At 25.9% G+C, this 13,933-nt stretch carries 9 protein-coding genes; all 9 read left to right on the top strand.

The genetic code is table 4. The features are described from left to right. The first annotated feature begins 128 nt into the window (after positions 1-128). A complete protein-coding gene (locus ACXX84_RS03690) occupies positions 129-434 on the top strand; it encodes an Asp23/Gls24 family envelope stress response protein (protein ID WP_436358958.1) in 306 nt (101 codons plus the stop codon). 1 nt (position 435) lies between these two features. Next, positions 436-2,052, top strand: a complete 1,617-nt coding sequence (locus ACXX84_RS03685) for a DAK2 domain-containing protein (protein WP_436358959.1) — start codon at positions 436-438, stop codon at positions 2,050-2,052. Then, entirely contained in the window at positions 2,052-3,047 is a 996-nt protein-coding gene (plsX, locus tag ACXX84_RS03680; RefSeq protein ID WP_436358960.1) for a phosphate acyltransferase PlsX, read from the top strand. Before ACXX84_RS03685 ends, plsX begins: the two co-directional genes overlap by 1 nt. A gap of 1 nt (position 3,048) precedes the next feature. After that, the gene (gene rnc, locus ACXX84_RS03675) at positions 3,049-3,711 is read left to right on the top strand and encodes a ribonuclease III (protein ID WP_436358961.1); all 663 of its coding nucleotides are present in this window, start codon (positions 3,049-3,051) and stop codon (positions 3,709-3,711) included. A gap of 2 nt (positions 3,712-3,713) precedes the next feature. Beyond that, positions 3,714-6,656 carry an AAA family ATPase gene (locus ACXX84_RS03670; protein WP_436358962.1) on the top strand — a complete coding sequence of 981 codons (2,943 nt, stop codon included), beginning with the start codon at positions 3,714-3,716 and terminating at the stop codon, positions 6,654-6,656. A 135-nt stretch (positions 6,657-6,791) separates the two neighbouring features. Further along, positions 6,792-8,831, top strand: a complete 2,040-nt coding sequence (locus ACXX84_RS03665) for an alpha-amylase family glycosyl hydrolase (RefSeq protein WP_458572924.1) — start codon at positions 6,792-6,794, stop codon at positions 8,829-8,831. Positions 8,832-9,033: 202 nt separating this feature from the next. After that, positions 9,034-10,674, top strand: coding sequence for an alpha-amylase family glycosyl hydrolase (locus ACXX84_RS03660; protein ID WP_436358964.1), 1,641 nt, complete (start codon positions 9,034-9,036; stop codon positions 10,672-10,674). Position 10,675: 1 nt separating this feature from the next. Beyond that, the gene (locus ACXX84_RS03655) at positions 10,676-13,018 is read left to right on the top strand and encodes a glycosyl hydrolase family 65 protein (protein WP_458560472.1); all 2,343 of its coding nucleotides are present in this window, start codon (positions 10,676-10,678) and stop codon (positions 13,016-13,018) included. Next, positions 13,012-13,671, top strand: coding sequence for a beta-phosphoglucomutase (pgmB, locus tag ACXX84_RS03650; RefSeq protein ID WP_436358966.1), 660 nt, complete (start codon positions 13,012-13,014; stop codon positions 13,669-13,671). The genes ACXX84_RS03655 and pgmB overlap by 7 nt, the downstream gene beginning before the upstream one ends. Positions 13,672-13,933 lie beyond the last annotated feature (262 nt).

The following is a 13,933-nucleotide window of genomic DNA, read 5'->3' as shown; positions in this document are numbered from 1 at the left end:
AGTGACATTTTATATTGGGAATGGGGGGTGACATTTTATTTCTGTTTTAATATTTTTTTACTGTTTAAAAAGAATAAAATGTTATATAATTTAAAATATTTATAGTTATCTATTTTAAAGAGGTGAAAATGGTTGAAGAATTAAGAAACCAACTTTTAGAAAAAATTTCTTTAATACCAGGAATTTATGGTTTTTGTAATATTAATACTGAAGCAAATGTTTTAGCTAAAGCTCTCAAAAGAGAAGAGTGAGAAAAATCAATTTTTATTATTAAAGGAAATAATGGCTTAAAAATTAATTTAGCCATAATTTTGTTATTTTCTGTTAGTGTTAAAACTGCAGTTGAAGAAATAAAATCAGTTATTGAATACCACTTACAAAAAAACGAACTAAAATTAGAAACTTTAAATATTCATATAAAGGGGATTAAGTAATATGAAAATTTTAAATGGTGAATTATATGCAAAAATGTTAATTTCAGGTGCTAACAATTTAGCTAATTCTAAAGAAAAAATAAATGCATTAAATGTTTTCCCTGTTCCAGATGGTGATACAGGTAGCAATATGGCTACTACAATTTCTGCAGGAGTTAAGAATATTTTAGAAACAAAAAGTACTAGAATTGATGAAATTTCACAAAAAATATCAAGAAATATGTTACTTGGAGCTAGAGGAAATTCTGGGGTTATTGTTTCTCAAATATTTAGAGGTTTTGCCGATTCATTTGCTAATAAGAAAGAAATTAATAGTTTTGAGTTAATTGAAGGATTTCGTAGTGCTACTTCTAAAGCATACTCTTCAGTTTTAAAACCGGTTGAAGGAACCATTTTAACAGTAATAAGAGAAGTTACTGAAAAATTAGAACAAACAATTACTCCTTCAACTAACATTAGTGAAATTTTTAAAATTGCAGTTGAACAATCTAAAATTAGTTGTAACAACACAAGAAACTTATTACCGGTTTTAAAAGAAGTTGGTGTTAATGATTCAGGTGGTGAAGGACTTCGTTTAATTTTAGAAGGGATGTACAAATTAACAATCAATGAACCAGTTGAATTAAGTGATGAACAAGTCAATATTTCTGATTTTGTTAGTGATACAGAAATTTATGAAGGTGAATTTGGATACTGTACTGAATTCATTATTGAATTAAAAAACCCTAAAACATTTTCTAAAGATAAAATCGTTAATGAAATTTCCAAAATGGCTACTTCATTAGTTGTAGTTCAAGATGAAGATTGAGTAAAAATTCACGGTCATGTTTTAAAACCAGGAATGCTTTTAAATGCTGCTCAAAAATATGGTGAATTTATTAAAATCAAATCCGAAAATATGACTATTCAAGCAAATGAATCTAAAAATATTGCAAATGATACTAAAAATACAGAAAAAAAATACAAATCCGGTTTAGTTTCATGTAATACAGGTCAGGGAATTATAAATGTAATGAAAGAAAACGGTGTTCACTTTATCATTGAAGGAGGACAAACAAATAATCCTTCAACAAATGACATCATTCAAGCTATTAATTCTATAAATGCTGAAACAGTTTTTATTTTACCAAACAATTCTAATATTATTTTAAGTGCTCAACAAGCTGTTCAAACCATTCAAGACAAAAAAGTTATTATAATTCCAACCAAAACACAAATACAAGGAATAAGTGCTTCTTTAAACTTTAATGAAGAATCAGATTGAGATGATAATAAAGAACTAATGGAAGATGCAATTAAAAGCGTAAGCACAGGAGAAGTAACGATTGCAAGTAGAGAAACCACTATGAATGGAATTAAAATTAAAGAAGGTGATTATTTAGCAATAGCAAATGGAAAAATTATTGCAACAGCTTCTAGTTACAACGATGCTGCTAAAAAAGTTATTGAATCTTTAATTAAAAGTAGCACTGAAATTGTTACCATTTACTACGGAACAGATTCTACAAAAAGCGATGCTAATGAAGTTTTAAATTACATTGAATCTAGATACGATGTAGAAGTAGAAATAAAAAATGGACAACAAAAAATTTATCATTACTTAATAGGAGTTGAATAATGAAAACAATTGCTTTTGATTTACTTGGAACAGATACACCTTTAAAAGAAAAAATAGTTGCTGTTAGTAAGTTTTTAGATGAAAATAGTGATTATAAAATCTTTTTAATAGGAGATGAAAAGGAAATTTTAAAACTTCTTAAAAATAAATATATAAAAAACAATCAAGTGGAAATCATTAACGAAATTAATGTTGCTAAAGCAAATGAGAATAATATGCGTGAAGTTTCTAAACAAACTACAAGTATGTCTGTTGCTTTAGATTTAGTGGCACAAAATCAAGCAAAAGCAGTTTTATCTGCTGGAGATTCTGGTACTTATTTAGGTATGGCAACTTTAAAAATCAAAAGACTTACAAATGTTGCAAGAGCAGCATTTATGCCAATGATTCCAACATTAATTGAAAATAAGTTCTTCTTACTTTTAGATTCAGGTGCTAATTTGATAGTAAAACCAGAATACTTTGTTCAATGAGGAATTATTTCAAGCATCTTTTATGAAAATTTATTTAAAGTTAAATCACCGAAAATTGGTTTGATTAATATAGGAACTGAAGACTATAAAGGTTATGATTATCACAAAGATGCTAACTTTTTATTAAAATCAAATCAAAGTCTTAATTATAAAGGTTTTATAGAAACAAGAGATCTTTTAAAAGGAGATATTGACATCGCTTTAGCTGATGGTTATGCAGGTAACATAACACTAAAAACGATGGAAGGTACGGTTTTAAATTTTTCTAAATTACTAAAAGAAAAATTAACCAAAAAACTTTTTAGAAAGATTTTTGCTTTATTTTTGAAAAGAGCATTTAAAGAAGTAAAAGAAAGATTTGATTATAGAAATGTTGGAGCAGCTTGAGTAATTGGTTTAAACGGAATAGTAATTAAATCACATGGTTCATCAGACGCAAAAGCATTTTTAGGAGCTCTTAATCAAATAAAAATAGCAATTGAAAGTGATGTTTTAGAAAAAACTAAAGAGGCTATTGCTTAAAGTGAAAAAAGTTGAAGAATTTTTAAAAAGCATTAATATAATACCAAATGATTTAAAACTTTTTATACAGGCTTTTACGCATAAATCATTTACAAATGAACATAAAAATGAAAAGAATTATGAACTTTTAGAATTTCTTGGTGATTCACTAATAAATTTTAAAAGTACATATTACATTTATCAAAAGTATAAGAATTTTAATGAAGGTGAAGCAACAATTAAAAGATCCCAAATTGTTGATACAAATTCGCTTTCATTGTTGTCTTTTGAATTAAAATTAAATGAATTATTAAGAATTTCTAAAGGAGCTATGGAAATTCTTAATAATAAAAAAACAAATGCTGATTTATTTGAAGCCTTAGTAGCGGCTATCTATTTAGATCAAGGAGATAAAGTTCTAGAAAATTTTCTTGAAAAAACTTTATACAAAACTATAAACAAATCGATTTTAGAAATAAAGAAAGATCCTAAATCTGAATTTCAAGAAATTTTACAATCGATAACAAAACATCCTGGAGAATACAGGGTTCAAAAAATAGGCGAAGAATTTTATGCTGAATTACATTATGATGGTAAAATTTTTGGAAAAGGAAAAGGAAAAAATAAGAAAAATGCAGAAATAGCAGCAGCTAAAGATGCATTGAGTACTTTTAAAAAGAGGTAATTATGAAATTAATAAAAGTTGAAGCACAAGGTTTTAAATCATTTGCTGATAAAGTGGTTTTAAATTTTGATGGTGGAGTTGTTGGAATTGTTGGTCCAAATGGTTCAGGTAAATCTAACATCAATGATGCTATTAGATGAGTATTAGGAGAACAATCTTCTAAAGCCCTTAGGGGAGATAGTATGGAGGATGTGATTTTTGCTGGTTCTAAAACAGTAAAAGAATTAGACAAAGCAGAAGTTATTTTAACCTTTGATAATAGTGATAAAGCAGTTTCTGTTCCACACGATATTTTCACCATTTCTAGGGTTTTACATAGAGGAAAAGGCGGAAATGAGTATTATATCAATGGAGAATTAGCAAGATTTAAAGATATTAAAGAAATTGCTATGGAATCTGGGATTTCCAAATCATCACTAGCGATTATTTCTCAAGGAACAATTAGTGATATTGCTGAAGCTTCACCAGAACATAGAAGAGGAATTATTGAAGAAGCAGCAGGAACTTCAAAATATAAAGCTAGAAAAGTTGAAGCTTTAAGAAAATTAGAAACAACTGAAGAAGCTTTGGATAAAGTTAGAACAATTATTGCTGAACTTGAAAAAAGATTAATTCCATTAAAAAAACAAGCTGAAAAAGCAAAAATTTTTATTGAAAAATCAGCTGAATTAAAATCTGTAGAAGTTGGTCTTCTTGTTGAAGATCTTAAGTTTTTTACAGATAAAATGGGATTTTTAAAACAAGAATTAACTAATATAATCGAAAAAAGAGATGATTTAGAATCAAAATTATCTTTATATTCAACTACAATCAATGAAAATACTAATCAAAAATTAAAATTAGAAACAGAAGCAGATCAATTACAAAATGATTTAACTAAAGTTGAAAATGAAATCCATCAATTAGAACTAAGACAATCAAAAATAACACAAAGAAGACAAGATATTATTAATGGAGATATTAAAGCAACTCCAGAAGAACAAATCGCTAGTTTAAAAGAAGAAATTGCAGAAATCCACGCAAGAATCGGGCATTTCCGTAGTTCAGAACAAAAAACAGAAGAAACTATTTCTCAAAGTTCAAATGAATTAACAAATATCGAAAAAGAACTTTATAGAGTGGCTTCTGAAAAAAATTCTTCATACAATAAACACGAAAGTGCTAAAACTAAATTAAGAATTTTAGAAGAGCACAAAAACAATAAAACCAATTTATTTAAAGGTACAAAAACTATTGTTGAAAACAAAACTTTATTTGGTAAAGGATTCAAAGGAACAGTTTTTGACTTAATAAAAGCTGAAAAAGAATTTGCACCAGCAATTGAAGCAATTCTTAAAAGTGCATTGCAACACATTGTTGTTGATGTTCCTGAAACAGCAGTTAAAGCAGTTAACTTTTTAAAAGAAAATAATGGTGGTAAGGCTACTTTCATTCCTTTAACATCTATACAACCTAAAGAAATGAAACAAGAACACAAAGTTGCTTTACAAACACAACCTGGATTTGTTGCAATTGCTTCAGAACTTGTTGACACAGATAAAGAATTTTTCAAACTAAGAGACTTTTTACTTGGTAATATAGTTGTAGCAAAAACCATTGAAGATGCCAATAAATTATCCAAACTTTTACAACTTAAATATATGGTTGTATCGCTAGATGGAGACATTATTAGAGTTGGTGGAGTTATTTCTGGTGGAGCAAAAGAAGAAACAGATAATAGTTTAATGCAACTTGATGATAACATTAATGAATTAAAGAAAATAATTCCTTTATTATTAAAGAAAAAAGAAGAGTTCGAACAAAAAGAAGTAGAATTAAAAAATAAAAAAGAAGAATTAATTTCTACAATTAATGAATGAAAAAATGAACTTGCTAACACAAAACAAAAAAGAGTAGATTTAACAGATAAATACGATTTTTTAAGAGCAAAATATGAATCAGTAAGTTCTGAAGCACTTGAAATTTCAAAAACAGATGAAATTAGTAATAATCTTGTTGAATTAACAAACCAAAAAAACGAAATGGCAGCAAATCTTAGAATTAAAAAAACAAGAATTGCTTCTCTTGCAAATGAACTTTTACCTTATATTAATCAAAAAAATGAAGTTGAAAAAGAACTTTATGAATTAAGTAAAGTAAATGCTCAGCATGAAAATGATAAAAATAAAGTTGAAATGGTTTTAACTGAAAGTCAAAGAAGATTAACAGAACATTATCAATTAACTTTAGAAACTGCACAAAATAATTTCAAACTTGAAATGGAAATTGAAAATGCCAGAACTCTTGTTAATGCTTTAAAAGAAGAAATAAAACAATTAGGAAATGTTAATTTGGATTCTATAGAAGAGTGTGAAGAAGTTGAAGAAAGATTCACAAACTTAAAAGATAATGAAGAAGAATTAAATGATGCTAAAAACACAATTCTTGAAGCTATTAGTGAAATGGATAAAATCATTGTTAATAAAATTCAAGAAACTGTTAACATTGTTAATAATGAGTTTAGATTTGTATTTCAAACAATGTTTGGTGGTGGAGATGCACAAATCCAATATACAGATCCACAAAATATTTTAGAAACAGGAATTGATATCATAGCTCAACCACCAGGTAAATCAGTTAAAAATTTAAAACTGTTTTCAGGTGGAGAAAAAGCAATTATTGCAATTTCCTTATTATTTGCAATAATTAAAGCTAAACCTATTCCATTATGTATTTTGGACGAAGTAGAAGCAGCACTTGACGAAGCTAATGTTATTCGTTATGCAGAATTTTTACAGTCATTAAAAGAAAAAACACAATTTATAGTTATTACTCACCGTCACGGAACAATGACTAAAGTAGACCACTTATTTGGAGCAACTATGCAAAAACGTGGTGTTACATCATTCTTTAGTGTTGAACTTGCAAAAGCAAAAGAAATGATTCAAGATGGTGAAGAACAATAAAAATTAAAATACCATTAATTTGGTATTTTATTTTGCTGATATTATATTTAATATAACAAATATCATACATTAAATTTTAAAAAATTTTAAAAATGTTATAAAATATAATTATATTAAAATCAAAAAAGAGGAAAAATGATGGAATATAAAGGAAATTATGAAATTGTAAATAAAAATGTACAAAGAATTGATGAAAGAGTTTCTAAAAAAATAAGTTCGCAAGGAATTTTTAAAAAAGATAACTTCTTCTTTTTTAGAATTTGAATACCAGATGTGGCTGAAGTTTATGTTGAAATATTTAATAAAAATGAAAGAATGCAAAAGATTACTACAATCGGTTGCAAAAGAAATAATGATTTATGAACAGGAAAAATTTCTGAAATTTATGAAGGATATTATTATTTATTTAAAATAAAAAGAACTAAAGATCAACCTTTTGAATATATTTTTGATCCATATGCTAAAGTTTTTGCACCTTTTGATTGAGAAGGAACAACTCAAAAAATCCCTTTAGCTGTAATTGTTGATTGAGAAAAAACATTAGTTGAAGAAATAGAAACTATCCCTTTAAAAACTAATTTAAATAATGGTGTTGATCCTTTAATTTATGAATTACATATTAGAGATTTTACTTCACTTTTAGATCAAAATAACTTTAAGAATCGTTTAGGAACATTTAATGCTGCTTTGGAAAATAATATTTTTGAATACTTAAAAGATTTAGGAATAACTCATTTACAACTTCTACCTATTCAATCTATTTATACATTAAGTGATAAAAACTTAAACATTTTAAATAAAAATGAAGGAACAGGATGAACAACCAATTATAACTGAGGTTATGATCCTTTAAATTACTTTTCAATTGCTGGATGATACTCATCCGATCCTAAGGATCCTTATGCAAGATTAAGAGAATTTAAACACTTTGTAAATGAAGCACATAAAAATGGTATAGCAATAATAATGGACGTTGTTTTTAACCATATGATGATTAATGATTTATTAGAAATAATAACTCCAAATTATTATTTTAGAAATAATTCTGAAGTTTTTCCTGTTGATTTACCAGCTCTAAATAGTGAAGCAAAAATGGTAAGAAAAATGATGATTGATTCTTTAGTATATTTTGCTAAATACTTTGGAGTAGATGGCTTTAGATTCGATTTATCAACTTTTATTGATAAAACAACTCTTTGCAAAATGCAAGATGAACTTAAAAAGATCAATAAAAATATTGTTTTACACGGAGAAGCATGACCTTTTAGTGATTTAAAATTTGAAAACTCTTTTACTAAAGGAGTAAATACCAATAGTATTAAGTTTGCTTATTTTAATGACACTATTAGAAACGCAATTAAAGGTGCTGATAGTATAGAAGATAATGAAAAAGGACTTATAACCAGTAATTACAGTAAGTTTAGTGATTTTCTTGTTTCAATTACGGGAAATATACAGAAATTTGATTATCCAAATTCAGAGTTTATCGAAAAAGATGCTTATTCAGTTTTTGCTAATGAGCCAAATATTACATTACAATATGCCGCTTGCCATGATGGTTTTACCCTTTGAGATAAAATAATAACCACTTCTAACTTGTCATTTAGCGAAAATATTAATTTATATAATCAAGCTTTAATGATGCAATTAACTTCACAAGGTAGACAATTGATTTTAGCAGGAACAGAATTATTACAAACAAAACCTCTAGATAAATCAGGACAACACGATAATAGATATTTAAAAATTTTAAATAATGATAATAATTTATCAAATGATAAAAATGATTTTGTTGTTGATAATTCATACAAAACAACAGACTACGTTAATGGTTTAAAATGAAATCATCTTCAAAATAGAAAAATTAAAGAAAAAGTTTATGATTTTCTTAAAAAACTTTTAAAATTTAGAAATAAAACAAAATATTTTAGACTACATACTGCAAAGGAAATAAATAGAAAATTAAAATATAAAGAAATAAGAGAAAATTTTGTTGTTTTTTCAGTAAAAGAAAAAACAAACAAAGCAATAGTTATTCATAATTTTAATGACCACCCAGAACATTTTGATTATAATAAATATAAATTAGTTTTATCTTCAAGACACATATCTTTAAAAGATAAAAAAGAAAATATAGTACCAGCAAAAACATCTATAATTTTAGAAAACAAATAAAAATATTTATAATTCTATATATGGTGAAAAAATAAGAGAAAAATATTAGTCAAATGCCCAATTATAGGGCATTTTTATTTATTCTCAAATAAGATATAACATTTGATATTATTTGAATTTTTGAAAAATGATAAAAAAATTTTTTTATTTTTATTTTAGTAGTAAAATAATAGAGATTATACACAAAATAATGGAGTGAAAAATGAAAGATAATTTACAAAAATGAGGGGAAAAAGTAATATATCAAATTTTCCCAAGATCTTTTAAAGATTCAAACAATGACGGAAACGGTGATTTAAAAGGAATTGTTTCTAAACTAGATTATTTATCAGAACTTGGAGTAGATGCAATTTGACTTTGTCCAATTTATGACACAGAGTTTGCAGATGCAGGTTATGATGTTTTGGATTACAAAAAAATATGATCAGTTTTTGGAACAATGGAAGATTTTAAAGAATTGGTTTCTAAAGCAAAAGAAAAAAACATTGAAATAATTATGGATATTGTTTTAAACCACACTTCAAACAAACATCAATGATTTTTAAAAGCTATTGAATCAGAGAAAAACCAAGAACACAATTATTACATTTGAACAGATAAACCAGGAAAAGAAGAATCAATTTTTGGTGGTAGTGCATGACAATATGTACCTTCTTTAAATAAATATTATTTCCATTTATTTGCTAAAGAACAAGTGGATTTAAATTGAGAATCAGAATTTACTATTAATGCTATGGTAGATGTTATTGATTTTTGATATAAATTAGGGGTAAGGGGATTTAGATTAGACGCTATTCAACATGTTCATAAAGAAATAAATAAGGGTAAATTTAAACATTCATTTGGTTCAAAAATGGTTCAATATTTACAAAAATTTTTAAACAAAATTTATGAAACAAAAAATGATGTTTTCTTTATTGGTGAAGCATCTGGAATTCAACCAGATACAGCATTAAAATACGGAAAAGGTAAAGAAAAAATAGCAGATAACTTCTATAATTTTGGTTCATGATGAATTGGTTGAGGAAAACAAACAGGAAGAAATGGTTATGATGCAAATTGAAATACTAATGATTTTGCAAATTCTTCAATTCTTGAATATCAAAACAATTCTGAAATCAAAAATTATATGATTACTAACTTTAGTTCATCACATGATACAGCTAGATCTATTTCAAGATGAGGTGATGAAAATCTTTATTGAAAAGAATCAGCAAAATCATTTGCTCTTTACCAATTCTCTTTAAAGGGAATCCAAACAATTTTATATGGAGAAGAAATTGGACTAAAAAATCCTGTTTTTAATTGCAGACATGAATTCAGAGATGTAGATGCTTTAAATGCTTACAGAATTTTTGTTGATGAACAAAAATTATATACAGAACAAGAAATGACAAGATTTCACAATATAAACAGTAGAGATAATTCAAGAGTACCGATGGTTTGAGATAAAACTGAAAACTTTGGATTTAATAAAGGAACTAAAACTTGAATTAAAAAATCAGGTTATTATAGAGAATCTTCTGTTGCTGAACAAGAACAAAGAAGTGATTCAATTTTAAATTTTTATAAATCAATTATTCAATTAAGAAAAAAATATAAAGAAATTTTAATTAGCGGAAATTCAAAAATGAAATTATTAGATAATGGTGTTATTCAAATTGAAAGATTTGATGATTTTAATAACAAAATTATTTCATTGATAAATTTAACTAAAAAAGAATTAGATATAAATATTAAAAATATTTTAAATAAAGAAATTTTAATTAGTTCATATACAGATAAGAAAGGAATTAAGAATACTTTAAGACCGTATGAGTCTATTATGTTCTTAGAAAAATAAAATGGCTAAATTATTTTATGATACAAAAAATTTTATTATTAGTCAAACAGGTTTCGATCCACTTGTAACTAAAAAAACAGAGTCTATTTTTTCACAAGGTAATGGTTATTTAGGAATAAGAGCAGTTGATGAAGAAAGAAGTGTGTTTAACAAAGAAGATTTCTTTGTAAACGGAATTTTTAATCAAGGAGACAAAACAGAAGTTTCTGAAATTGCTAACTTAGCTGACTTAATTCAAACTTCTATTTATATTGATGATGAAATTTTTATGATCGATAAAAAAATGGAGTATACAAAGTCTTTAGATTTAAAAAACGGATTACTTTTTAGAGAAATTAAATTTTCTAAAAAATCCAAAAAATTTGTTTTAACTTTTAAGCGTGTTGTTTCACAAATAAATAAAAACATTTATGCTCAAGAAATAGAAATTAATCAAATAAGTGGAGAACCTTCAAAAATTAAAATTTTACCTTTAATTAATGGTCAAACAACAAACCATGGAATTCAACATTTTGATGAAGGTAAAAAAATCTTAATTGCTCCTTCACTTTTACAATATCAAGAACAAACAAATGAATCACAAAGATGAGTGATTCATAATATGAAAGTAAAAGCTTACTTAAATGGAAAATTATTAGAAAGCGGAAATGATGATTATGTTTTAAAAATGTCTCGTAGACAAGTGGGATACGAAATTAAAACAACCATTTCTACAGAAAAAAACTTTAGATTAGAAAAAATAATGTCAGTTTCTACTTCTGTTGATAAAGATCCAATATTAAGTTTTGATGAAGTTAAAGAAAATGCTAAAAATTTAAGTATTTTATTAGAAACACTAAAATTTTCGAATTTAGTAAAAGACAATAAGAAAGCATATGATGAAATTTATAAACAATTTGATGTTCAAATTGAAGGTGAAAAAGATGCTGAATATGATGCATTAGCACTAAAATTTGGAATTTATCATATGAATTCTTTTGTTCCCACACATTCTTCAAATATGTCAGTAGGAGCAAAAGGATTAACAGGTGAAGGATATCAAGGACATTGTTATTGAGATACTGAATTTTTCGTTGTTCCAAACTATTTATTTACTAAACCGGAAGTTGCAAGAAATCTTTTAGAATACCGTTACAAAGGAATTGAAGGAGCAAGAAGAAAAGCTGCAGAAAAAAATATGATTGGTGCTCAATATCCTTGAGAAATGGCTTGACCAACAGAAGGAGAAATGACACCTTATTGAGGGCAACCTGATGTAGTTACAGGAAAACAAGTTCCAATTGCTTCTAGAGAACAAGAAATTCACGTTCCAGGTGACATTGCTTTTGCTGTTGATCAATATTTCCAAGTAACTAATGATAAAGATTTTATGGTGCAAATGGGTTATGAAATGATTATTGATACTGCTATTTTCTGAACTTCTAGAGTTGAGAAAAAAGGGAAAGAATATCATATTAGCAATGTAATGGGACCAAATGAATATAAAGGTAACATAACAAATAATAACTTTATTAATTTAATTGCTAAAAGAAACTTAGAACTAGCTATTTTCTATATAGAAGAATTATCAAATACAAAGGAAAATCAGGCAATTTTAGATAAAATTGCAGCTAAATTACCTTATCAATGAGACTTGGAATTAATGAAAGATGTTAGAGATAATTTAGTACAACAATTACCAAATGAAAACAACATCATATGAGAAAATGATGAGTTCAAAAATCTTCCTTTAATTGATGTTACTCCTTTCCAATTATTAGGTGATGCAGGTAAAAAATTATTTAATACCACTGAAGGACACAAGAGATTAAGTTCTCAACTTGTAAAACAAGCAGATGTTGTTCTTTCTACATTTGTTTTAGGTGAACTATTTTCTAAAGAAGTAGCTGCAGCAAACTTTGATTATTATGAACCTATTACAACTCACGATTCATCTTTAAGTCCTACAACTTATGCAATTAAAGCTGTAGATTTAAGAAAAATGAACATTGCGTATAAATTATTTAAATATTCTTTAAATATTGATATGGGAACTAATTTTCATTCTGCAGATGCAGGAGTGCATGCAGGTTCATTGGCAGCAATTTGACAAAGTATTGTTTATGGATATGGAGGATTTAGATTTTTAGATAAAAAAGTATTTATTGCTCCGATTTTACCTAAACAATGAACAAAATTAACTTATTCAATATTAGTAAAAAATACTAAATTAAAAGTAACTGTTAATAGAAAAGACTTTACAATTGAAAAACTTTCAGGTAACGATCTTGAAGTTTATGTAAATGAAAAACCAGTAATTATATCTAATAAAAAACAAAAATTTGAGGTTATTGAAAAATGATAAAAGGTTTAATTTTTGACTTAGATGGAGTTATAACAGAAACCGCTTCATTACACTATAAAGCTTGAAAAAATGAAGTAGCTAAAATTGGTTTAAATTACACAGAAGAACAAAATAGTTCTTTAAAAGGATTAAACAGAATTGACACTTTAAATGCTATTTTAAAACTTTTTAATGTTTCATTAAGTGAACAAGAAATAGTAACAATAGCTAATAACAAAAATGAATATTACAAAAAATTATTAGAAACAGATATCGATCAAAAAGATATTTTAGTTAACATTAAAGAATTTTTAAACGCAGCAAAAGAAAAAGGATTAAAATTAGCAATTGCTTCAAGTTCTTATAATGCTCCATTAATTTTAAGAAAAATTGGATTATTTGATTATTTTGATTTCATCGTTGATCCTGCAACAGTTTCTAAAGGAAAACCAGATCCAGAAATTTTTATAAAAGCTGCACAAGGGATTAATTTAAAACCAGAAGAAACAATTGGTTTTGAAGATGCAATTGCTGGTGTTCAAGGTTTAAAAGATGCTAATATTCATACAGTAGCTATCACACATAATGAAAAAGAAAATTGAAGTATTGCAGATAAAATAGTTTCATCAACTGCAGAACTTAATTTAGAAGAATTACTTAAATTATTTAATTAAATAAATATATTTTAATAGAGACATAAATGTAGATATTCTAGTTTATGTCTTTTTTTAATTTAGTAAATTTAAATTTAATTATTTAATGCAATAAAGCAAACAGAAATTTTGAAAATTTTAAAATCTAATTATTTAAAATTAAAACTAAACCTTTAGTTTTAATGAATATTAGTTCAAATATTTCTGTTTACACGGTAAAAATCCCATATTTTGTAATTACAGATATAAAATGTCACTTTTTATAAATATGTGTTAATTTAAT

Source organism: Mycoplasma sp. AC157 (genome assembly GCF_054343415.1).
The sequence above is the reverse complement of the archived record's forward strand: the minus strand, read 5'-3'. Positions and strand labels throughout refer to the sequence as shown.